Genomic DNA, 21,697 nt, shown 5'->3' with positions numbered 1-21,697 from the left:
AAGGCAGGGGGTCGAATGGAATGTAAAAAATCCTCCACGAATCGACACAAGCTGCCTGCGCCATCAGAAAACCAACAAAAGCTGTGGGAACTTTGTCTTTAGCACTCTCTCTAACGGAGTGCTAATATGAAGATCATGGAAGAAAGGAAACCTGCAATGAAAACTGCCTCCGGCTCCATTGCTACTGCCTTGGCGCCCGCGAACCCCTGGGCGCTGGTACCTCCGCTGGGCAACCTGGATGCCTATATCTCGGCGGTCAATCGTATGCCAATGCTCACCCTTGAGGAAGAGCAGGACTACGCTCGCAAGCTCAAAGAACACAATGATCTGGACGCCGCCGGGCGCCTGGTGATGTCTCACCTGCGTCTGGTCGTCTCAATCTCGCGCCAGTACCTGGGCTATGGCCTGCCTCATGGCGACCTGATTCAGGAAGGCAATGTGGGCCTGATGAAGGCTGTGAAACGCTTCGACCCTGATCAGGGCGTGCGTCTGGTCAGCTACGCCATGCACTGGATCAAGGCGGAAATCCACGAATACATTCTGAAGAACTGGCGCATGGTCAAGGTCGCCACGACCAAGGCACAGCGCAAGCTGTTCTTCAATCTGCGCTCGATGAAGCATGAGCTGAAGTCCGATGCCGCCATGGCCGACGATGAGCTGGCCCTGCGCGAGACCCTGACCTCGAACGAAATTGACGCTGTCGCTGCCAAGCTCAACGTCAAGCGCGAGGAAGTCATCGAGATGGAAACCCGTCTGGCCGGCGGTGATGTGCTGCTGGATCCCTCTCCCAGCGACGACGGAGAGCAGGCTTTCGGTCCCATCGGCTACCTGGCCGATGCCAGCCACGAGCCTACCGCCATGCTCGAATCGCGCCAGCGCGATCATCTGGCGACCGATGGTCTGGTCATGGCCCTGGAGGGCCTGGATGACCGCAGCCGCCGCATCGTTGAAGAACGCTGGCTCAAGGTCAATGACGACGGCTCCGGCGGCATGACGCTGCATGAGCTGGCTGCCGAATATGGCGTGAGCGCCGAGCGCATTCGCCAGATTGAAGTAGCTGCCATGAAAAAGATGAAAAAAGCGCTGGCCGAGTTTGCGTAAACGCCAACTTGCGCACCAGGGCCTTAAAAGGCTGAAATGCTGAACCTCAAACCCGGATAATTTCCGGGTTTTTTATTTTTCGGAATCGATGCATGTTCTCATGCACAGCGATCACCCATCAAAAATTCAAAAGAGACCTGCCATGCCTATTCGCACTTCGCAAATTCTGAAGAATCTGTCCCGCCGCAGCCTGATTGCTGCAGGCGTCGCCATGATGGTGACTGCCATGGCTCCGGCCGCCGTGGCGGCTGACAACTGGCCCGACAAGCCCCTGCACCTGATCGTGGGCTTTCCCGCCGGCTCCTCACCCGATCTGAGCGCGCGCGCACTGGCCGAGCCGCTGGAAAAAAAGCTGGGCCAGACCATCATCGTGGAAAACCGTGTGGGCGCTGGCGGCAATATCGCCGGTGAATATGTGGCCAAGGCCGACGGCTACACCTTCAGCGTGATGATCAACGGCAATATGACCATTGCCAAGATGCTCAACCCCGCTGTGCGCTACGACCCCATCAAGGATCTGCAGCCCGTGAGCCTGATCGGCGTGGCGCCGCTGGTACTGGTGGCGCCGTCATCGGCCCCGCAAGGCAAGGCCTTCATGGAAGCGGCCGCCAAGGCGGGCGACAAATGGAGCTATGGCTCTCCCGGCGTCGGCACCGTGGGCCATCTGGGCATGGAATTGCTCAAGAGCCGCTCGGCCATCAAGGCCGTGCATGTGCCCTATACCGGCTACCCACAGGTGTTCAACGGCATTCAGGGCGGCGACCTGAAGCTGTCCATGCTGCCTCCGGCACTGGCCATGGCGCAGATTCAGGCCGGCAAGCTGCATGGCATTGGCGTGACCTCTGCCGCACGCAGTCCGCTGGCTCCCGGCCTGCCCAGCCTCAAGGAACTCGGCGTCAACAACTTCGACCTGGAGATCTGGAACGCCGTGGCAGCACCCAAGTCCATGCCCAAGGCCCATGTGGACAAGCTGGCGGCAGCCGTCAGCGACATCGTGCGCACGCCAGAAATGCGCCAGAAGCTGTCCATGCAAGGCTGGCAAGCCGTGGGCAGTTCGCCCGAAGGCCTGAGCAACCGCATCCAGCAGGATGTGAAGGCGCTGGGCACCATCATTCGCGAGCAGGGCATCACGGCGCAGTGACGTCTCTCTGAGCCGCTGCGCGGCTTCCGACCGCGCTGCTGCGGAGGCGGCCTTTGCTCGCCCTCCCGTTGATGCTGCATGCTGATGCACCTTTGGGTATCGGCTGAAGCTACTGCGGCGTCCTTTATCATGCGCCCGACAGGCATGGGTTTACGCTATGCCGTCGGGCGCATTATTGTTTCTGGGACAGCGCCACCGCTTTTGGAGCCTTCATGGACGCTGGTACCTGGTTCACACAGCTCAATGCCTGGCAAGTCATGGCTTTGGGTCTGGTTTTTTTCGGGGGTATTTATCTGCTGGGCGGCCTGCTCATGGGCGCTCTGACAGCATTTCTCACCCGAGCGGGCATCGGCAGACCACTGGATACGCGCCAGCTCAAGCCCGATCAATTGCAGCGCGAATGGCGCCAGTCCTTTCATTCCATTCTGATCTTCGGCATAGGCATGATCGTCCCCTGGGGCTTGCTGCAGCTGGGCTGGGCGCAGCTCTCACCTACGGCCAGCGCCGGACGCATTGCTATGGAGATCTTTGCGCTGCTGATCTGGAACGATGTGCACTTCTGGATCAACCATCGCCTGCTGCACACGCGCCGCCTGGTGCGCTATCACGGTGACCATCATCGCTCCGTGGTGACCACGCCCTGGTCCACCTACAGCTTCCACCCCATCGAGGCGCTGATGCTGGGCAACATCATCTTGCTGCCCATGCTGGTGCATGACTTCTACTTCTGGTCGCTGGCCTCGGTACCGGTACTGAGCCTGATCCTCAATCTGATCGGCCATTCCAACTACGATTTTTTCCCCAAGGTCTCCGACACGCACCCACTGGCTGCCAGCCGCCGTCACCATCTGCATCACGCACGCCCTGCCGGCAACTATGGCTTTGCACTGGCCTTCATGGACCAGATCATGCGAACGCGGGTCACGGACAGCGTTCCCCAAAGCCCTCGTCGCTGAATGAGCAGGCGCCGCTATCCCGCCCTGCGTCATTGGCGCGACTGGCAATCCGTCTTCTACATGCTGCTGCTGCCGCTGCTGGTATGGTGGCAATGGACGCAGGGCTTCAGCTTCATTCTCTACGGCATCGAGCTGTTTCTGACCCTGGGTGTGGGAGTGATCCACCACAACCACACCCATGCGCGCATGTGGCGGGGGCGCTGGACCAACCGCCTCACCGATTACTGGCTGACCCTGCTGCAAGGCCATCCGACCTTTGTGTTCTGGCCCGCCCATGTGGCCAACCACCACCGCTTTCGCCACGGACCGCGTGATCTGGCACGCACCTACCGGCCTGAGTGGGGCGGCGATACCAATCATCTGTGGGGCTACCTGATTCACCCGGTGCAGGCGGCTTTCGTGCTGTATCCGCTGTTCTTTCGCTGGCTGAACAATCTACGTCTTCGCTGGCCCGGAACGTTTCGCTACTGCATGGGGCAATACCTGCTCTGGCTGGGCAGCTGGGGCTTTTTTCTCTGGCTGGACTGGCAGAAGGCCCTGATTTTCATCATCGTTCCGCAGCTGCACGGCCTGCACTGGCTGCTGGCCACCAACTATCTGCAGCATGCCCACGCCGATGGAAGGCCGACGACCAGAGCACAGCGCAATACCCCGGGTATCGAACTGAACTACGCACGCAACTTTGAAGGCCTGGTCAACCCCCTGCTTTTTAATATTGGCCTGCACACCGCGCACCATGAATGCCCGCATGCCCACTGGTCCGAACTCAGCGGACTGCATGAGCGCATTTACCGCCAACGGGTCACTCCTGCATTGAATGAAGGTGGCCTGCTGCCCTATATGGGACGCGTGTTTGTATTGGGTCTGGTCTGGCCTGCGGCAAGAACCGAGCCGCAGATGCCGCCCGACGCTGTGAAGTAAAAACCTGTTGAGGATCTATGCCTGTCGCCTATTCCAAGGTCTATCTGCAATCTGCCGGCATGTTTCTGCCTGGCGCCCCGGTGGACAACGCTGGCATGGATGCGTTTGTCGCACCGCTGAACCGCATCTCCGAGCGGATCAAGCGCCGCATCCTGGCCGAGAACGGCATCCAGACTCGTCACTACGCCATTGATGGTGAGGGCCAGACAGTATTCAGCAACGCCCGCATGGCCGCCGGCGCTATCGAGGAGACCCTGGCCCTGGCTGGCAAAAAGCTCTCTGACATCGGCTTTCTGTCCAGTGGCTCCTCGGGAGGCGATGCGCTGATGCCCGGCTTTGCCAGCATGATTCAGGGCGAGATGGCCGCCCCGCCCATGGAAACGCTGTCCGTGCATGGCGTCTGCGCCGCCAGTGTGGGCGCCATGCAGGCCGCAGCCATGGCCGTGGAAAGCGGCGCCCACGCGCTGGCCCTGTCGGTGGCCAGCGAAATGCCCTCGCGTCTGTTCAAGCGTTCACGCTTTGCGGCCCAGGGCTATGACACCGACTTTGACGCCCACTTTCTGCGCTGGATGCTCTCCGACGGCGCAGGCGCCGTGTTGCTGGGCGGCCCCAAGGCCCTGCCTCAGGCCAACGGACTGCGCCTCAAGCTCAAGTGGACGCACCAGCGCAGCTTTGCCGGCGACTACCCCGTGTGCATGCAGCTGGGCATGACGGCCGATCGCGGCAAAAGCCATCTGGACTTCCCCGCCTGGAGCGATGCCGAGGCCGCAGGCGCTCTGGCACTGCGCCAGGACATTCGCTTGCTGCCGCATCTGTTCGATGTCTGCATTCACGAATATGCAGCCCTGGCCCACCAGGGCTGGGTGCCCGAACGCGGCATCGACCACTTTCTCTGCCACTACTCGTCCGAGCGCTTCATCCCCGTGGTCGACGAGCTGCTGGGCAAGGCCCAGCTCAACATTCCACGCGAGCGCTGGTGGAGCAACCTGGCTTGGCGCGGCAACACGGGTGCCGCCTCCATCTTCATCATGATGTCGGAGTTTCTGCAAAAACAGGGCGAGCGCCTGAAAGCCGGCGACACCGTGCTCTGCTTCATCCCCGAGTCGGGCCGCTTCACCGCAGGCTATATGCTATGGGAAGTAGAGCTGGATACGCATACGCAGAAAGCGATTGAGGCCAATTTCCCTCAAAAATCCGTGCAGACTGCGACGCAAGCGAATGACGCGCTTCCCGATGTTTCGAGCATCTCCGCACCGCATGACCCGGCCACCGCTCCAGCGCAGCTGGCTCCCTTGCTGACCGAGCTGGCCAGCATCTGGCAGGACTACCGCAGCAATGTCTGGCGCACTCCCCTGCTCCAGCGCATGCGCACGCGCCAATTGCAGATCACCGACTATCTGCGCTGGATGAGCCACTGGATTCCCCAGGTGCGCGAAGGCAGTCTGTGGATGCGAGAAGGCGCGGCCTCGCTGACCGGAGACTACGCCACGCTGGCCTCGCTGATCGACCTGCATGCAGGTGAGGAGCAGAACGACTTCAAGATTCTGCACAGCGACTATCTGAAAGCCGGCGGCACCGAGACCGACATCAACCGTCTGCATCGCAACCCCGGCGGCGAAGCACTCAATGCTTATCTGCACAGCCTGGCTGCCACGCCCAACCCGATCGGCCTGCTGGGCGCCATCTACATCATCGAAGGCACGGGTCAGCGTATCGTTCCGAGCCTGCTGCCCCTGCTGCGCCAGAGCCTGCCGCTGCCGCCCGATGCCTTCCGCTTTCTCGAGTACCACGGCGCCAACGACGAGAACCATCTGGAGCGCTGGCTGCTGGCCGTGCAGATGGCACTGGAGCTGGACAGCGAAGGCACGGCCCAGCAGGCCATACTGCAGACCGCACGCAACACCGCAGCCATGTACCTGATGCAGTTTCAGCATGTGCTGACCGAGCGATAACCAGAAACAGCAGAAAGCACCGCGAGGAGCCATGAAGAACGAATTCAACGACCATGTCTGGGACGAGCGCGACCCCAGTCCCTGGCTGGCGCTCTACCTCGACCAGAGCACGCCTCTGCCCGATGACGTCAAGGCCGCCTGGCTGCGCGACTGCAGCAGCAGCTCGCGCCAGTTCTTTCTGCCCGCCATGCGGCCGCTGGCGCGGCTATCCATGATCATCATTCAGGCACTGAAGATCTTTCTACCCAAGCGCTGGTCGCACTCAATGCTGCTGCACAGGCTACTGGCCTTCGGCATGAAGAAATTTCTCTCGCCAGAGGCCAACTGGCTCATCATGCGCCACTTTCACCTGGGCTCCCAGGTACTGGCCTTCGTCGCCGCCAATGCCCCGACCAAGGTCAGCACCGCGCCCTTGATGCCCATGGAAATCGACGATGTGAAGGACGAGCTGTTTCTCAAGCACGACCTCAACCTCTTCAACTTCGTGATCCGCCTGAACAAGGCACTACGCGAGAACGGGCAGGAACTGGTGCCCGTGGCCGAGCCCGACTTCTCTATGATCCGCGAGCCCGATCTCAAGCTCGAAGACATGCCACGCGGGCGCTTCAACGTCATCGATCTGCAAAGCGCCATCGAGCTGTACACGCCCATCTACCAGTTGCTGCTGACCGACAACGACTTCTGGCGCGCCAGCAACTCGCTGCAGCTCGACGAAACCGTTGCCATCTACTGCGCCAAGATCCTGGCCTCGCCCGAGCATCTGGTGCTGCTCAACAACAAGCATCCCATGGTGCCGCTGTCCACCCTGTATGCCGCCTACCGTTTGGTGCTGCACGGCCTCTCCACCGAGATGCTGCACTCGCTGCTAACACGCATGGCCAACGGCGAACACCCCATTCCCGCGCGCGAGCTGGCCAAGATGCACCGGGCCGCCGAGACGGTGATGGATCAGACTGCCGCACAAAGCTGAACCATGGACCCACAAAGCAACCGCATCACAGGCGTTCGCATCGACGAGCAGACCATCTGGCTTGCGCTCGCCGATGGACGTGAACTGGCCGAGCCCATCAAACGGCATATCCGACTCGAAAAAGCCACACCCGAGCAACGCCTGGCATGGGTGCTGACCGATGAGGATCACGGCCTGAACTGGCCGGCACTGTGGCAGCCCTCTGCTGGGGGCATGGTCAGCGTCTGGGACCTGGATCAGGACAGCCTCTATAACCAGGCTATGGGCGCGCTGCACGCCGCCCAATGGGACGTCACCCGGATATCCCCAGTCCAGCATGAGCTGGTGGCTCTATGGCGCATGGAAGCCGATATCAACAACGGCGGCTTTCTGCAATTTCTGGGCAACTGGGGGCTCGCGAACCATCAGCTCACCCTGCAGGCTCTGCAGGCCATAGGCGCCCCCCTTACGCACCAGTGTCTGCAGGACATGTTTGCGGTGCTCAAGCGCTTCGAGGAGAGTGCCGAAGATGTGGACTACTCCGATCTGCCGGCACTGCTGACGGATGCCGAACATGAGCAGTTGCAGGAGCTGGAAGAAGCCTTCTGGGACTACCCGGAGTCCCTGAACAAGCTGGTGGTCATGCACTACGGACCCGCCCAATGAAGTCTGAAAACAAATCCGGCAAGACCTATTCGCTGGCGTTTCGCAAGGCTCTGGTGGACAAAGCGCTGAACCGCACACCCGGCGGCGGCTTTCCGGAACTGGAAAAGCGCCACCGCCTCAAGCCCGGAACCCTGTTCGACTGGGTCGAGGAGCTAGGTCCGACACCGCCGCCCGCGCCTTTTTCCGCATTGCATTTCTGGATCGGCAATACGCCGCTGAGCGAGGCGGAGTTTGGCCGCTATTTCGACTGTGCAGACAGCTACTGGGAGCTGGAAGTCGAAGATATCGAAAGCAGCAGCGAAGATGTCACGGGCTGCGGCTTCTGTCAGGACCTGGGAAGACAGTTTCTGTTCGACGAGGACCTGCTGCTGATGATCTGGCTTCCCGAGCCTGTTCCTGTCGCCGCCTTGGTGCGCCACAGCACTCTGGACTCCGACGTATCACTCGCACTCATCGTGCAGGCCTGCGAGGCCCAGGGCATTCATACGGCCAACGCCATGTTTGTCTATGCCGACCCCACCGAGCCAATCGCCGATCCGGACAAGCTCTACAACGGACTGAGCTACATCGGTCTTTTTGACGACTGACGCAGTTTCGACGCTCTTTCATCTTCTTCATGCAAGACTTGATTGCCCAGATTTCGCAGCAATGGCTGCAGCTGCCGGATTGCCGGGCCGAACACAAGGACGCTGCCAGAACACGCATCAGCAGCAGCGCAGCAGCCGGCTCCATGGATGTCGAATTCTTTGTGCACCACGGTGGCAACGGCGGTTTCTCGGCCACCAGGTATGAGGAGGCCATGCAGTTGGGCGCGGAGCATCGGCTTCACGCCTGGATCACGCTGCGCGATGCGGCCGGTGAAGTCATACACCATGAGGTCAGCTGCAACCCCGGGCGCTTTGCACAGCTGCTGCATGAATGGCGTACAGCGCCTGATGCAGCGCCAGCACAGGTCACCATCCAGCCCACGGCCTGCACGCCATCTCCCGCGGAGACTGAAGCCCGTGCCCCGTCAATGGACCAGGACCTGAACCTCGCCCTGCTGGACCAGCTCGCGGATTCTCAGCAGGCGCTTGAACGGCTCAAGGCCGATGTATCCGCTGTCGACCTCATGCGCCTGCTTCAATCCTGGCCGCTCGATGATCGCGGGCGACCTGCAGCGCGCACCACCGCCGTGCTCGCGGCCTATGGCCCTGCCAGCCGCAAGCGCCAGCCCTGCCTGCTGGTTCGATCGGTGATGCAGTCAAAAATGCCCGGCTGGCAATTGCTGCTGTCCTCCGAATTTCTCTACAACTGCCGCCATCAATGGAGCGATGCCCGCTGGCTGTGGTCGTCAGCAGACGCCCCCAAGGACTCCGCGCTGGAGCGCAAGGCACGCCAGCTGATGGCGCAGGGCAGGATCAGCGAGGCCTGCGCACTGTACGGCGTCGAGCTGCACGAACGCGTGCGAAGATTGGCTGCAGGCCAGTCAATCCAGCGCTTCTCGCCCGTACCAGAGCCTTGGGTGCAAGAGCTGCAAGAGGCGCTTCTGCAACTGGCACCATGGCGTCTCACAGCGGGGCTGCAACGCATACAGGAGCATCTGATTCAGGCCAACCGCAAGCCGCCCAAACCCGGCAGCTGGGAGCGCAAGCTGTTCTGGTTTTCGGGCCAGCGGCAGCAGGCACGCTGGGGTCCCGGTGTGCGCCTCGACAAGGAGGGCAAGCCGGTGCTGGACCTGATCGTCACCGCATCCAACGAGCATTTTCCCGAGCCTGACTGGAAGCAGTAGCCACACTCTTTGCGTCAGGCTGCCAGCCAGTCCCGCACCTGCTCGGCAGGCATGGCGCGCGAATGCAGCCAACCCTGGAAAAACTCGCAGCCGATATCGCGCAGCAACTGCAGCTGATCGGCCTCTTCGACGCCTTCGGCCACCACCTCCAGGTCCAGCGCATGGGCCATGTGCACAATGCCGCCCATCAACCTGTCACGGCTGGGCGAGGGAAACAGGAACTCCCGCCCCAGCTTGACGCGCTGCAGCGGCAGATACTGCAGATAGGCCAGTGAAGAATGGCCGGTGCCGAAATCATCCAGTGCAATCGTCACCCCCAGCCGCGCCAGCCCCTGCAGCACTTCACACCCCTGATCGGGATTGATCATGGCCTGGGACTCGGTAACCTCCAGTTCCAGCCATTGCGGCGGCACCTGATAGCGCTGCAGACAGCTTCTGACCTGCTCGACCAGATTCACCTGGCGCAGCTGATAGGCAGAGAGATTGACTGCCACCCGCAGCGGCGTACCGGCCTTGAGCCACAAGGCGATCTGCTTGCAGGCGGCATCCAGCACATAGTTGCCCAAAGCCACGATCTGGCCCGAAGCCTCGGCCACAGGAATAAAGCGTGCCGGACTGACATTGCCCAGCAAGGGATCATGCCAGCGCAGCAAGGCCTCCACCGCCACCACGGTGGCGCCCTCGACCTTGACCTGGGGCTGGTAATGCAACTGCAGGCCGCCATAGCTGAGCGCCATGCGCAAGCGCTCGGCCAGTTGCACACGCTCGGCCATTTCCTTGCCCATGCCGGGTTCGAAAAACACCGCGTGGCCGCGTCCCTGGGCCTTGGCGCTGTACATGGCCATATCGGCGAAACGCATCAGGTCGTCGCCGGTCTGCGCATTGTCGGGATAGAGGGCAATGCCCACGCTGGCCCCGAAATCCAGCGCCAGCCCGTCGTGCTTGAAAGGAATGGAGAGCGCCGCCAGTATCTGCTCGCTCCAGAACCGGGCTCGGGTCGCGTTCTCGCCCACCAGCAGCACCATGAATTCGTCGCCCCCCAGGCGCGCCAGAGTGCCTTCGCTGCGCAGCTGGGATTTCAGCCGCCTGGCGACCTCTCTCAGCAGTTGATCACCGGCGGCATGTCCGTAGCCGTCGTTGATGGCCTTGAAATTGTCGAGATCCAGCTGCAGCAGCGCCAGAGCCTCTCCGCCGGCCTGCGCCAGCTTGAGCTGCTCCTGCAGTTCCTGACCGAACTGCCAGCGATTGTTGAGTCCGGTCAAGGTGTCCTTGGTGGCCTGGAACTTCAGGCGCTGCTGCATCTGATGCAGCTCCGTCACATCGCGCACAAAGGCAATGGCCAGGCCTTTGTCGTCATCCCCGAAATAGCCCAGTGCAATGTCCACCGGTACGGCATTACCCTGCTTGCGCTGCAGCCACAGCACACCGCCCAGCCCCATGGGGCGGCGCGATGGCCGGGCAAAATAGCTGCTCAGATACTGGCCATGTCCTGCCTGAAACTCGGGCGGCAGCAGCATGTCCAGCATCCGGCCTTCGAGCTCGTCGCGCTCATAGCCGGAAATGGCCAGCATGGCGGCGTTGGCCGTCACCATCTTCCCGTCACGGTCCACCAGCAAAATGCCGTCGGGCGCGGCGTCCAGCGCCTGGCGCTCGCGCCGGCTCAACATGAGGGAAAGGCTCACCCCCTCCTGCCGGGCCGACATGGCTAGTCCCAGACGGCGCTGGCAATCCGCCAGAGCCAGTTCGGACACGGGTTTGAGCATCGAGGAAAAAGGGCACTCGGCCATACGCAAGCTCCAGACATCCACTCTGGCGTTCCTGCGTGCAGCCACTCCCCATGCCGCATCCACGGCCTGCATGCCCGGCTTCCGGAAGCCGGATCGAGCCTTGCCAAGTGTTTGAAGGCGCCCACTATGCGCGCGGCATCAAGGGCTCCCATTGCGCTATATCAAACACCAACATGTAACAACAGATTTCAAGAAACTTCGACACCCGCGGCCCATGCGGCCATAGGTGCTTTGCTTCAGCCCAGCAGAGCCTTGACGTCCTGGGTCAGCAGCTGCGGTCCCGCGCCATAGCGCTCATAAACGCGCAAGCGGCCCTGGGGATCGAAAAGATAGGTGCCGGCCGAATGGTCCAGGGTGTAGGTGCCTTCGACCTTGCCTGGCACCTTCTTGAAGAAGATCTTGAAGTCCTTGGCCACGGCTGCAATTTCGTCGGCCGTACCGCTCAGCCCCACAAAGCTCTCGTCGAAGTTGGCCAGATAGGCCTTGAGCACCTCCGGGGTGTCGCGCTCGGGGTCCAGCGAGACAAACACGGCCTGCAGCTTGTCGCCATCGGCGCCCAGCGCCTGCTTGACCTCAAGCAGCTCCTGCAGCGTGGTGGGGCAGACATCGGGGCACTGGGTGTAGCCAAAGAACACGGCCACCACCTTGCCCGAGAAGTCCTTGAGGCTACGCTTTTTTCCGTCGACATCGGTCAGCGGAATGTCCTTGGCGTAGTCTGCGCCCGTCACATCCACACCCTGAAATTTGGGCTTGCTATCGTCCTTGCAGCCAGTCAATGTCAATGTGGCCGCACCAGCCAGTGTTGCGGCGCCTAAAGCGCCGAGTACGCGCAGCGCAGCTCGTTTATCCATGGTCGATCAGGCTAGGTAGTGATCCGCCAGCAGCGCGGCAAACAGCAGGCTCAGGTGGATCAGTGAAAAGCGGAAGGTCTTGCGTGCCAGCGCATCCGAATAGTTGCGCAGCAGTGCCCAACCATAACCGCAAAAGCCCAACCCCAGAATCACTGCGGCAAAAAGGTAGAGATAGCCGCTCATGCCCACCACAAAAGGCAGCAGACAGCCGGCAAACAGCACCAGGGTGTAGAGAAACACCTGCAGCCGTGTGAAGGCATTGCCATGCGTGACCGGCAGCATGGGCAGGCCGGCGCGGCGGTAGTCCTCCACACGGTACAGCGCCAGCGCCCAGAAATGCGGCGGCGTCCAGAGGAAGATGATGAGAAACAGCAGCAAGGCCTCATGGCCGACCTGTCCGGTCATCGCCGCCCAGCCCAGCACGGGGGGCATGGCGCCCGATGCCCCGCCGATGACGATGTTCTGCGGCGTCAGAGGCTTGAGCACCAGGGTGTAGATCACGGCGTAGCCGATAAAGGTGGCCAGCGTCAGCCACAGCGTGAGCGCATTCACAGCCAGCAGCAAGATGGCCGCTCCTGCGGCGCACAGCAAGGCCGAAAACAGCAGGGCCTGGGAATGCGAGAGCTCGCCGCGCGCCGTGGGGCGCCAGGCCGTGCGCTTCATGCGCGCATCGATGCTGCGCTCGACCAGGCAGTTGAACGCCGCTGCCGCCGCTGCCACCAGCCAGATGCCTGCGCAGGCCGCCAGCATGCGGCCCCAGTCCTGCCAGCCGGGAACGCCAGGCACAGCCAGCACCATGCCGATGAAGGCGCAGAAGACGATGAGCTGCACCACCTTGGGCTTGGTCAGCGCGTGGTACTGCGCCCAGCGCGAGGAAGCCGCCATGGCGTCTGGAACAAGCGCTTTCAACTCCGAGATGTCTGCCTGCATGCGTCCCTCCTCGCTGACCATGATTCAGATCGCTGATAGTGCTTTGCGCAAGCCGGCTATCGCGGGTTTCAACAGCTATTTCTGCGCCGTGTCGGCCGTGGCTCGCCCGGCCTCGTCCCAGGAGGCAGAGGCGCGCAGCAGCCGCTCCAGATCGCGCTTGGCCTTGCCGGCCGTGGCTTTGCCCATATCGGCAGGAAAGCGCATCATCCAGTGGCCTTGCGGATCGACCACATACAGATGCTCATCCAGCGCATGGCCGGCCTCGGGCTTGAGCCAGTTGCCGATGACCGCAGCCGGCACGCGCAGCGTTGTCGCCTGCTCGGCAGCGGGCAGGATGGCCTCGGGCACGGGCTGCTGGTCATCGATGAGCCAGACCCAGTCCAGCCGGTCTTTTTCACGGCCCAGGGTTTCGCGCAGCTGGCGCTGCAGATAGAGGTGATCCTGGCAGCGCTGCCCACAGTCCCCTGCACTGGTGCTGATCAGCAGCCACTGGCCCCTGAGGCTGCTCAGATTCACGCTGCGCCCGTCCAGCGTCTGAGCCTGCACATCAGGCAGGCCGGGCTGCTCGGCAATCAGCTCGCCATAGCTGCGCTGCTGCGAGGGACGCAACACGTAGTAGGTGAAGTAGGAGGCCAGCACCGGCGCTGCACAGACCAGCAGCACGGCCAGCATCTTCCAGCGACCGCTGCGCGCCTGCATCTGCCGTGCCTGGCTCTGCGCGGGATCGGGCAGGCTGTGGACCGCAAAGCTCAGCGGTTCATCCCTCGGGCTGCGCTGCGCGGCGGCGGGGGTAAAAGCGTCGGACGAGTTGAAACCAGACATAGAGCAACACCACCAAGACACTGAGTCCGAACCACTGAAAAGCATAGCCATAGTGCTTTTGCACACCGGCATTGATCTGCGGCCAGTCGCGCAGCAAGCCTTCGCTGGCGCTGCCGCTTTGCACCACGCTCAGGGCCAGCAGCGGCAAGCCGCCTTGCTGGGCCCACAGGGCAATGTCTGCATTCTGTCGGATGCGCGACTTTTGCTCATCAGGGTCTGCCCCGCCATGGGCCGTTTCCAGCTCCATCAGCCTGGACGGTGGCGCCTCCAGCCGGCCCTCGATGCTGACCGTGCCTGCAGGCGTCTGCACCTCCGGCAGGACCGAGCGGTCCATGAAGTTGCGCGGCGCCCAGCCGCGCTGCACGACGACAACCCTGTTCGCGTGAGGTGCACTCAGCCTGAACGGTGTGAGCACATAGAAGCCGGCCCGGCCCTGCATCTGCCGGTTGTCCAGAAAAAGGATCTGCTCGGCCAGCCACTGGCCCTGCAGTTGCACGGGTCTATGCAGCAGCGTCGCCTTCTGTGCCTCGCTGGTGGATTCGGTTGCCAGAGCCACCTCGGCGGCCAGCTCTGCGTTGTGCCAGGGCTGCAGCGCCTGCTGGCGCTCGATGGCATCGAAAACAGCCTGCTTCTGCGCTGCCCGGCCCAGTTGCCAAAAGCCCAGCGATGCAGTGACGGCCACGCAGGCCAGGGCCGCCAGGGAGATCAGGAGAAACCGCCAGAGGTCTGGAAATCGGGAAATGCGCACCAGATAATCCGTTCATGAAATTCGTGATCATTCTCGCTTTTCTCGCCATCCTGGCGAGCCTCGGCAGTGCGCTGTTCTTCATGATGCGCAGGGGCGACGGCGGCGAAAGCTCGGAGGCCGACGATGCCGAGCGCAGCCGCAAGATGTTTCGCGCCCTGGCCCTGCGTGTGGCGTTGTCGGTTGCACTGTTTCTCTGCGTTCTGATGGCAGCCAAGCTGGGCTGGATACAGCCCACGGGCTGGCAGCCCGGGCAATAGCCGGTTGCACGCAGCGCCTTTTGGCACTACTAAAATAAAAGCGCCTTGCGCTTTCCATTCATTGATTTCAGTGCTATTTGATACTGAAATCAACGTTGGACTTGCGCAAGGCGCTTCTATTTTTGAGTGCCTTACATCCAGTACACCAGGATGTAGAGGAAGACCCAGACCACGTCCACAAAGTGCCAGTACCAGGCCGCACCTTCAAAGCCGAAATGGTGCTTGTCGGTAAAGTCGCCCTTCATCAGGCGGATGGTGATGAAGAACAGCATCAGCATGCCGACCAGCACGTGGAAACCGTGAAAGCCCGTCAGCATGTAGAAGGTGGAGCCGAAAACGCCAGAGTTGAGCTTGAGGTTGTAGTCGTTGTAGAGATGGTGGTATTCGTAGCCCTGCACGCAGAGGAAGACGAAGCCCAGAATCACCGTCATCCACATGAAGCTGATGCAGCGCGCGCGGTTGTTGACCTGCAGCGCATGGTGGGCGATGGTCAGCGTCACGCCCGAGGTCAGCAGCAGCGCCGTGTTGATGGTGGGCAGCCAGAACGGCCCCACGGTCTTGAACGGCTCGACGATATTCGCGGGCGACGCCGTGGCTCCGGGAGCCACACTGGGCCACACGGCCTGGAAGTTGGGCCACAGCAGCTCGTTGGCCAGACTGCCCAGTGCCGGCACCGAGTGCGCGCGTGCCCACCACAGCGCGGTGAAGAAGGCGCCGAAGAACATCACCTCCGAGAAGATGAACCAGCTCATGCTCCAGCGGTAGGACAGGTCGATCTTGCGGCTGTTGAGCCCGGCCTCGCTCTCGCGCGCCGCATCGCGGAACCAGACAAACAGCACGGCCAGCCACCAGACCAGGCCGAAGAACAGGGAATACATTCCCCATTCGTGGCCGTTGATCCAGGTGCCGGCACCCAGAATCACAAAGAACAGGCCGATGGCCGCCATCACGGGGTGGCTGGATTCGGCTGGCACATAGTAGTAAGGGGTTGCGCCCTGCGGGATTGCACTCATCACTCGGCTCCTGACTCTGTTGATCGTTGTTTTGACCGACGCTCCACTATCACTGGCACTGCATTCGCCACACCTGCCCTCAGCCAGAGGCTAAACGACCAGGTTGACGATCCATATCAACGCTAATACCAAGGCAAAAATCGCCACCAGCCCCACGGCAATCACATGCAGCGGCGTGATGCTGGCGAAATCCTTCTCGTACTCCTTGCCCTTGCGCACGCCCAGCATGGCCCAGGCAACGGCCACAATGCTGCGCCAGAAGCCGGTCTTCTTGGCGTCCTGCGTCATGAGCTGCCTCCGGGCGTGACGACTGCAGCCGTGCTGCCTTCGGGCGCTGCGGGGGTCTTGCCGCCCACCTCGAAGAAGGTATAGGACAGCGTGATGGTCTTCACATCCTTGGAGATGCGCGGATCGATGACAAAGGCCACCGGCCATTCACGCTTCTCGCCGGGCTCCAGCGTGTACTGCGAAAAGCAGAAACACTCCATCTTGTTGAAGAAGGCCGTGGCCTGGCGCGGCGCATAGCTGGGGATGGCCTGAGCGGCCATGCGCCGGTTCTGCACGTTCTGGAATTCATACATCACCGTGGCCAGCTCGCCGGGGTGGACCTGCACCGAACGCTTGGCCGGCTTGAAGTCCCAGGGCCCGCGTGCATTGGCATCGAACTCCACGGTGATGGTGCGGCTGGTGTCGATCTGGCTGTTGGGCGGAAGCTTCACGTCGCGGCCCGCCACGCCGGCACCGGGTACCTGCTTTTCGGACAGCGACAGGATGTTGATGCCCGTCAACTCGCAGATATGCTTGTAGATGGGAATGAGCACATAGCCGAACGCAAACATGCCCAGGGCAACGATCGCCAGCTTGCCCACCATCTTCGCGTTTTCCTTGGCTATGCTCACCTCAAGCTCCTTCACTCGGTTGCCATCGGCCTGCCTCAATGCAGCCAGGCCATTTTCACCACAAAGCCGATAAAGAACACGGCGGCCGTGGAGGCCAGGATCAGACCCAGCCTCCGGTTCGCCTTGCGTTGCTCCTGTGTCGTCATACGCGCCTCCTCAACCGATCACCTTGGTGGCGGTTTCATCGAGCTTGGGAGGCGTCTCGAAGGTGTGGAACGGAGCCGGAGAAGGCACTTCCCATTCCAGGCCTTCGGCCGCTTCCCAGGGCTTTTGCGGCGCCTTTTCTCCATGTCCGCGCATCGCGGGCCAGACGACGAACAGGAAGAAATACACCTGCATCAGACCGAAGCCAAAGCCGCCCAGGGAGGCAATCATGTTGAAGTCGGCGAACTGCATGGGGTAGTCGGCATAGCGACGCGGCATGCCGGCCAGACCCAGGAAGTGCATGGGGAAGAAAGTGATGTTGAAAAAGATCAGCGAGCCCCAGAAGTGGATGCGGCCGCGCGTCTCGGAATACATCACGCCCGTCCACTTGGGCGACCAGTAGTAATAGCCGGCGAACATGGAGAACAGCGAACCGGCCACCAGCACATAGTGGAAGTGGGCCACCACGTAATAGGTGTCCTGCAACTGGATGTCGATGGGCGCCATGGACAGGATCAGTCCCGTGAAGCCGCCCATGGTGAACACGAAGATGAAGCCCACGGCGAACAACATCGGGGTTTCAAAGCTCATGGAGCCGCGCCACATGGTGGCCGTCCAGTTGAACACCTTCACGGCCGTTGGCACGGAGATCAGCATGGTCGCGTACATGAAGAACAGCTGACCCGTGACCGGCATGCCGGTGGTGAACATGTGGTGCGCCCAGACGATGAAGGACAGGATGGCAATCGCCGCCACGGCATAGACCATGGAGGTGTAGCCGAACAGTCTCTTGCGGCTGAAGGCAGGCACGATCTGGCTGACGATGCCGAAGGCCGGCAAGATCATGATGTAGACCTCGGGGTGGCCGAAGAACCAGAAGATGTGCTGGTACATCACCGGATCGCCGCCGCCCGCAGGGTTGAAGAAGCTGGTGCCGAAGTGGCGGTCGGTCAGCGTCATGGTGATGGCGCCGGCCAGCACCGGCATCACGGCGATCAGCAGATAGGCAGTGATCAGCCAGGTCCAGGCAAACAGCGGCATCTTCATCAGCGTCATGCCGGGCGCGCGCATGTTCAGGATGGTGACGATGATGTTGATCGCGCCCATGATGGAGCTGGCGCCCATGATGTGCATGGCAAAGATGCTGGTGTCCATGGACGGACCCATCTGCAGCGTCAGCGGCGCATACAGCGTCCAGCCGGCCGCCGGCGCACCGCCGGGCATGAAGAACGAGCCCACCAGCATGATGCCGGCGGGAATCAGCAGCCAGAAGCTGAAGTTGTTCATGCGCGCAAACGCCATGTCGGAAGCACCGATCTGCAGCGGCAGCATCCAGTTCGCGAAGCCCACGAAGGCAGGCATGATGGCGCCGAACACCATGATGAGGCCATGCATGGTGGTCAGCTGGTTGAACAGCTCGGGGTTGACGATCTGCAGGCCGGGCTCGAACAGCTCGGCACGGATCAGCATGGCCAGGATGCCTCCCACCATCAGCATGGTGAAGGAGAACAGCAGGTACATCGTGCCGATGTCCTTGTGATTGGTGGCAAACAGCCAGCGGCGCCAGCCCGAGGGCATGGCGTGGTGATGGTCGTCGTGCCCATGGTCGTGACCATGGCCCTCATGGGTGTGGACGGGAGGAACTACGGCGCTCATATTCTTTTCTCCAATCGGTCTCTATACCCGGGGCTTACTTCGCGGCCGTGATGTCAACACGGCGTGCCTGCTGGTCCGCGCCTGCCGCAGCCGTGATGGTCTCGGGCTTGCGCAGCTCGATGCGGTCTCCCGCAATACCGCTGTCCTCCAGCAGCTTGGCCACGGCCTTGGCTCGCTCCTTGGCCAGCTCCGCGTTCTTGTCGGCGTTGCCGGTGGAGTCCACAAAGCCCGACAGGGCAATCTTGCCGTCCTTGTGGACCTTCCAGTACTCGGCCGCCTTCTTCACCGCAGCCTGAGCCTGATCGTCGAGAGCGCTCTTGCCGGTCTCGAAAAAGACCTGATAAGGGCCGGCGTCGCTGGCGGCAGCGGCTGCACCTTGCGCAGGAGCGGCTGAGTCGGCAGCCGGAACTGCGGGTGCCGCACTGCCTCCGCCTTCAGGAAACTTGCCGCCGCGCGCAGCCACAAACTGGGCGGGCTGCACCAGCTGGCCGGTCTGGTTGCTCCAGTGGTTCTTGGCAAAGGTCACCACCGCTGCCAACTCGGTGTCGCTCAGCTGCTTCCAGGCCGGCATGGCACCGTTGGCGCGGCCTTCGAGCACGGCATGCATCATGTCTGCCGTGGGACCCAGCACTACGGGACTGCCGTCCAGCGGCTTGATGGGACCGGCTCCCTTGCCATTGGCCTGGTGGCAGGCAGCGCAGTTGGCGGCATAGACTTTTTCGCCACGTGCCACCAGATCGGCCAGCACCCAGACCTTGTTCGGATCATCGGCCTTGGCGGCCAGCTTCTTCTTTTCCTCGGCCACCCAGGCGCTGTAAGCCTCGGCAGACAGCACCTTCACATGGATGGGCATGTAGGCATGTTCCTTGCCACACAGCTCGGCACACTGACCGTAGTAGTCGCCGGTCTTCTCGGCCTTGAACCAGGTGTCGCGCACAAAGCCGGGAATCGCGTCCTGCTTGATGCCGAAGGCCGGCACCATGAAGGAGTGGATCACATCGTTAGCCGTGGTGATGATGCGCACCTTCTTGCCCACGGGCACGACCAGCGGGTTGTCGACTCTCAGCAGATAGTCGCTGGGCGCGTTGCTCACATCGCCGCTGTTGGACATCTGGCGCTGGGCGTTATCCAGCGTGGACACAAAGCCCAGGCCTTCGCCCTCGCCGCTCAGATAGTCATAGCCCCATTTCCACTGGTAACCGGTGGCCTTGATCGTGAGGTCGGCGTTGGTCGTGTCTTTCTGAGCCACCAGCACCTTGGTGGCAGGCAGCGCCATCAGAATCACGATGATGAAGGGAGCCACCGTCCAGGCCACTTCCACCTTGACCGATTCATGGAAGTTCGCGGCCTTGGCTCCCTGGGATTTGCGGTGCTTCCAGATGGAATAGAACATCACCCCGAACACCGCGATGAAGATCACCGTGCAGATGATGAGCATCATCCAGTGCAGCCAGTGCTGCTCCACGGCAATGCGTGTCACAGGCGGATGCAGATTGAGTTGGTTGACGGCAGGACCTCCCGGCAGATCCTGCGCCGCATAGGCCATGGAACTGCCCCACGCCGCCAAGGCCAAACTCCAGGGAACCAGCTTGGTGGAAATGTTTTTCATCGTTTTCACTTACCTCAAAGCCTCAGTTGTCCACTCGCTCACACCGCTTCCGCCGCTGCGGGCCAGAAGGCTGTGACACTCACACTACCTCGCGAACTTCAACGCAGCATGCCCCAGAATTTGATAGCACTGTCTGCGCGCATTCACTAATGCATGTACCGGAAACCCATGCCAATCGGCCTTGCGCAGGCAAGGCCGACCGGACTCGAAACTCGTACTGGCAAGCGCATCTCACGGCCAACGCCGGACATGGCTGAAACTGGCCTGGCAGCCATAACTGAAAACGGGGAGATGGGACGCTGCTGCACTTCGGCCACCGCCGGGCACAGGGATGCGTCAGCGCAGCAGGAGGCTGGCTTGAGCTGATGATGAAATGCGAAAACCGGCCGCTGTCGAACCCGCTGGCCAGTCCCCTTGGCAAAGCGAAACACCCGATATCTCCCCTGGCGGCTTGGGCCGCACTGTCTGTTTTCCTTCAGGCAGGAGAGAAGCCCGAAGGATTGCTGCTATCCATGAAGTGACTAGGGGAAATTGTAGGCAGCTTTGTGTCGAATCAATGACCGGAAAACGACAGATGTGCTATCGCAAACCCGTGTTGCGCGGCTGCTTGAGCATGGCCTTCATGTCTTCCAGCGACACGGCGCTATTGGCTTCCAGACGCAGCTTGGGGTGCGGTTTGTAGGCGTGGCCATAGACGATCTCGAAGGTCAGCGAGAGCTGGCCATCGGGCTGCTTGTCGGCCCAGCGCTCCTCGATTTTTTGCAGCAGCCCGGCCTTCCAGCCACGGCCGCGCAGGCCGGCAAAACGCCCAGGGTGGAAATTGCGGCCCAGTTCGCGCAGCTCCTGCAGCAGACGCTGCGGCGTGGCAAAGGTCAGGGTGATGCGCTCCATGTCCATCACGGGTTCGGCAAAGCCGGAGTGCACCAGCATGTCGCCCCAGTCATGCATATCGGTAAACGTATGACCTGCCGGCCCCCAGCCGAGTTCGGCGTAGAGCCTGTGCAGCTGCTGCACGGTATCCGGCCCGAGGCAGGAAAACATGACATAGCCATCGACCTTGAGCGCCTTGTGCCAGCGCTCGATCAGGGTCTGCGGGTCGACTGCGGTATGCAGCAGCATATTGGCCCAGAGCATGTCCATGCTGCCGTCCGCGGGCTCGGCCATGTATACAGCCGCCCCTTTCCAGCGCGATAGCTGCCACCAGCGGCTGCCGAGCTTGTCCTGCGCCACGGCCTCGCGGCGGGCCACGGGTTCATGGATCGTGCATTCGGCCTGCGGGTAGCGCTCGCGCAGCAACTGGTGTGCCTGCATGCCGCCTCGCACCGGCTCCCAGTGGCACCAGGCCTCGGGCGGCTTCACGATCCAGTCCAGGCGCTGCTGCATGCGGCTGGCCACCTCCTCGTGCAACCAGGGGGATTCGGCCGGAGCGGCCATTTGCCAATGGTTTGCAGCGATGGAATCAATGGTGGGTGGCAGGGCGTGGGACATGGGTAGACAGGAGCGGGCAGATGGCCGAATAAGCGT

At 61.8% G+C, this 21,697-nt stretch carries 22 protein-coding genes; 10 read left to right on the top strand and 12 right to left on the bottom strand.

The features are described 5' to 3' along the window. Positions 1 to 156 precede the first annotated feature (156 nt). From rpoH to F3J24_RS08665, 9 genes are all read left to right on the top strand, one after another. Positions 157 to 1,101, top strand: a complete 945-nt coding sequence (gene rpoH, locus F3J24_RS08705; protein WP_167004772.1) for an RNA polymerase sigma factor RpoH — start codon at positions 157 to 159, stop codon at positions 1,099 to 1,101. Between the two features lie 142 nt (positions 1,102 to 1,243). Then, on the top strand, positions 1,244 to 2,242 hold the full coding sequence (locus tag F3J24_RS08700) for a tripartite tricarboxylate transporter substrate binding protein (RefSeq protein WP_167004769.1): 999 nt from the start codon (positions 1,244 to 1,246) through the stop codon (positions 2,240 to 2,242). 212 nt (positions 2,243 to 2,454) lie between these two features. Then, a complete protein-coding gene (locus F3J24_RS08695; protein ID WP_167004766.1) occupies positions 2,455 to 3,198 on the top strand; it encodes a sterol desaturase family protein in 744 nt (247 codons plus the stop codon). Then, positions 3,199 to 4,119, top strand: a complete 921-nt coding sequence (locus F3J24_RS08690; RefSeq protein ID WP_167004763.1) for a fatty acid desaturase — start codon at positions 3,199 to 3,201, stop codon at positions 4,117 to 4,119. A 17-nt stretch (positions 4,120 to 4,136) separates the two neighbouring features. After that, positions 4,137 to 6,071 (top strand): iron-containing redox enzyme family protein, encoded by a 1,935-nt coding sequence (locus F3J24_RS08685; RefSeq protein ID WP_167004760.1) that lies wholly within the window; start codon positions 4,137 to 4,139, stop codon positions 6,069 to 6,071. A gap of 31 nt (positions 6,072 to 6,102) precedes the next feature. After that, complete coding sequence (locus tag F3J24_RS08680) at positions 6,103 to 7,041, top strand: hypothetical protein (protein WP_167004756.1); 939 nt, start codon at positions 6,103 to 6,105, stop codon at positions 7,039 to 7,041. 3 nt (positions 7,042 to 7,044) lie between these two features. Next, entirely contained in the window at positions 7,045 to 7,686 is a 642-nt protein-coding gene (locus F3J24_RS08675; protein WP_167004752.1) for a DUF4375 domain-containing protein, read from the top strand. Continuing rightward, complete coding sequence (locus tag F3J24_RS08670) at positions 7,683 to 8,273, top strand: immunity 22 family protein (RefSeq protein ID WP_167004749.1); 591 nt, start codon at positions 7,683 to 7,685, stop codon at positions 8,271 to 8,273. The genes F3J24_RS08675 and F3J24_RS08670 overlap by 4 nt, the downstream gene beginning before the upstream one ends. 29 nt (positions 8,274 to 8,302) lie before the next feature. After that, a complete protein-coding gene (locus F3J24_RS08665) occupies positions 8,303 to 9,457 on the top strand; it encodes a DUF3597 domain-containing protein (protein WP_167004746.1) in 1,155 nt (384 codons plus the stop codon). 14 nt (positions 9,458 to 9,471) lie between these two features. Here the strand turns inward: F3J24_RS08665 and F3J24_RS08660 are convergent, their stop codons facing one another. The 5 genes from F3J24_RS08660 to F3J24_RS08640 form a co-directional block, all read right to left on the bottom strand. Further along, positions 9,472 to 11,316: a bifunctional diguanylate cyclase/phosphodiesterase gene (locus F3J24_RS08660; RefSeq protein WP_240154286.1), complete on the bottom strand. Its 1,845-nt coding sequence runs from the start codon at positions 11,314 to 11,316 to the stop codon at positions 9,472 to 9,474. A gap of 164 nt (positions 11,317 to 11,480) precedes the next feature. After that, positions 11,481 to 12,095, bottom strand: a complete 615-nt coding sequence (locus F3J24_RS08655) for an SCO family protein (protein WP_167004743.1) — start codon at positions 12,093 to 12,095, stop codon at positions 11,481 to 11,483. A 6-nt stretch (positions 12,096 to 12,101) separates the two neighbouring features. Then, complete coding sequence (gene cyoE, locus F3J24_RS08650) at positions 12,102 to 13,025, bottom strand: heme o synthase (RefSeq protein WP_167004740.1); 924 nt, start codon at positions 13,023 to 13,025, stop codon at positions 12,102 to 12,104. 75 nt (positions 13,026 to 13,100) lie between these two features. Beyond that, positions 13,101 to 13,847 carry a hypothetical protein gene (locus F3J24_RS08645; protein WP_167004737.1) on the bottom strand — a complete coding sequence of 249 codons (747 nt, stop codon included), beginning with the start codon at positions 13,845 to 13,847 and terminating at the stop codon, positions 13,101 to 13,103. Then, positions 13,783 to 14,595, bottom strand: coding sequence for an SURF1 family protein (locus tag F3J24_RS08640; protein ID WP_167004734.1), 813 nt, complete (start codon positions 14,593 to 14,595; stop codon positions 13,783 to 13,785). Before F3J24_RS08640 ends, F3J24_RS08645 begins: the two co-directional genes overlap by 65 nt. Positions 14,596 to 14,609: 14 nt before the next feature. Here F3J24_RS08640 and F3J24_RS08635 point away from each other — a divergent pair, with 14 nt between their 5' ends. Then, a complete protein-coding gene (locus F3J24_RS08635; protein WP_003051797.1) occupies positions 14,610 to 14,852 on the top strand; it encodes a twin transmembrane helix small protein in 243 nt (80 codons plus the stop codon). Positions 14,853 to 14,983: 131 nt separating this feature from the next. On the opposite strand, the gene F3J24_RS08630 is transcribed toward F3J24_RS08635, so the two are convergent. The 7 genes from F3J24_RS08630 to F3J24_RS08605 all read right to left on the bottom strand — a co-directional run bounded on the left by F3J24_RS08630 (position 14,984) and on the right by F3J24_RS08605 (position 21,661). Then, the gene (locus F3J24_RS08630) at positions 14,984 to 15,865 is read right to left on the bottom strand and encodes a cytochrome c oxidase subunit 3 (protein WP_003051795.1); all 882 of its coding nucleotides are present in this window, start codon (positions 15,863 to 15,865) and stop codon (positions 14,984 to 14,986) included. 90 nt (positions 15,866 to 15,955) lie between these two features. Beyond that, positions 15,956 to 16,153, bottom strand: a complete 198-nt coding sequence (locus F3J24_RS08625) for a DUF2970 domain-containing protein (protein ID WP_003051791.1) — start codon at positions 16,151 to 16,153, stop codon at positions 15,956 to 15,958. Then, positions 16,150 to 16,764 (bottom strand): cytochrome c oxidase assembly protein, encoded by a 615-nt coding sequence (locus F3J24_RS08620; RefSeq protein ID WP_003075489.1) that lies wholly within the window; start codon positions 16,762 to 16,764, stop codon positions 16,150 to 16,152. The genes F3J24_RS08625 and F3J24_RS08620 overlap by 4 nt, the downstream gene beginning before the upstream one ends. Before the next feature lie 35 nt (positions 16,765 to 16,799). Then, positions 16,800 to 16,910 carry a cytochrome oxidase small assembly protein gene (locus tag F3J24_RS24925; RefSeq protein ID WP_003075487.1) on the bottom strand — a complete coding sequence of 37 codons (111 nt, stop codon included), beginning with the start codon at positions 16,908 to 16,910 and terminating at the stop codon, positions 16,800 to 16,802. Positions 16,911 to 16,920: 10 nt separating this feature from the next. Beyond that, the gene (gene ctaD / locus F3J24_RS08615) at positions 16,921 to 18,564 is read right to left on the bottom strand and encodes a cytochrome c oxidase subunit I (RefSeq protein ID WP_003051784.1); all 1,644 of its coding nucleotides are present in this window, start codon (positions 18,562 to 18,564) and stop codon (positions 16,921 to 16,923) included. A gap of 34 nt (positions 18,565 to 18,598) precedes the next feature. Then, the gene (gene coxB / locus F3J24_RS08610; RefSeq protein ID WP_167004731.1) at positions 18,599 to 20,173 is read right to left on the bottom strand and encodes a cytochrome c oxidase subunit II; all 1,575 of its coding nucleotides are present in this window, start codon (positions 20,171 to 20,173) and stop codon (positions 18,599 to 18,601) included. Between the two features lie 579 nt (positions 20,174 to 20,752). Continuing rightward, on the bottom strand, positions 20,753 to 21,661 hold the full coding sequence (locus F3J24_RS08605) for a methyltransferase domain-containing protein (protein ID WP_167004728.1): 909 nt from the start codon (positions 21,659 to 21,661) through the stop codon (positions 20,753 to 20,755). Between the last annotated feature and the right edge of the window lie 36 nt (positions 21,662 to 21,697).

Origin of the sequence: Comamonas sp. Tr-654 (genome assembly GCF_011752915.1) — a bacterium.
In the GTDB taxonomy this organism is placed as follows: domain Bacteria; phylum Pseudomonadota; class Gammaproteobacteria; order Burkholderiales; family Burkholderiaceae_C; genus Comamonas.
The sequence above is the reverse complement of the archived record's forward strand: the minus strand, read 5'-3'. Positions and strand labels throughout refer to the sequence as shown.